This window comes from Phosphitispora fastidiosa, from assembly GCF_019008365.1.
Lineage (GTDB): Bacteria > Bacillota > Thermincolia > Thermincolales > UBA2595 > Phosphitispora > Phosphitispora fastidiosa.
Genome location: NZ_JAHHUL010000066.1, coordinates 1 through 584 on the forward strand (window position 1 = coordinate 1; position 584 = coordinate 584).

Annotated in this window: 2 protein-coding genes; both read left to right on the top strand. The window is 40.9% G+C overall.

Features of this window, described 5'->3' with window-relative positions; genetic code table 11:
- A partial coding sequence (locus tag Ga0451573_RS18955) for a transposase domain-containing protein (RefSeq protein ID WP_231685757.1) occupies positions 1-266 on the top strand: 266 nt, incomplete at its 5' end.
- Between the two features lies 1 nt (position 267).
- Positions 268-543: a hypothetical protein gene (locus Ga0451573_RS18960; RefSeq protein ID WP_231685758.1), complete on the top strand. Its 276-nt coding sequence runs from the start codon at positions 268-270 to the stop codon at positions 541-543.
- Positions 544-584 lie beyond the last annotated feature (41 nt).

Sequence of the window (584 nt, forward strand, 5' to 3'; positions counted from 1 at the left end):
GAAAAAATTGGCTTTTTGCGAACACACCAAACGGTGCCCGGGCCAGTGCAATTTATTATAGTCTAATTGTGAGTGCAAAAGAAAATGGCTTAAATCCATTTGAATATTTGACCTGGATTTTTAAAAATGCCCCTAACCTAGGGAAAACGGGTTATGTATCTGAACTTAAAGACTTTTTACCCGGCAGCCCTACTTTGCCGGAAAAAGTATTCACCCCGCAGCTTGGTAACACCAGTCTTGAAAAATATGCGTGGGAGGAAGACTGACATGGGAAAGAATATTGATTACATGATGGGAATGGTTAAAGATTATCTATCAGGTAAAATTCCTAGATACATCTTCGAGCTGGATTTTCAGACCGAGATTTTAGCCCGTTACAAAAAAATGGCCCGAGAAGACAAAGATTATGCCGAATATTTTTATGATATGCTTTCGGAAGCCGGTGTGGATGCGGGCGACGGATTGTCAGATGCGGAATTTAAACTGCTGATTCGTAGGCAGTATAACAAGATAAAAAGTGTTGCTAATGAGGGCTTCTGCTAAATTATCGATATTGAGCAGGTGCGGGTCTAGTTGACGCTTAC

What these genes read in the sequence shown, in the direction of transcription:
- Ga0451573_RS18960 (WP_231685758.1), top strand. Translation starts at nt 268, where the DNA reads ATGGGAAAGAATATTGATTACATGATGGGAATGGTTAAAGATTATCTA.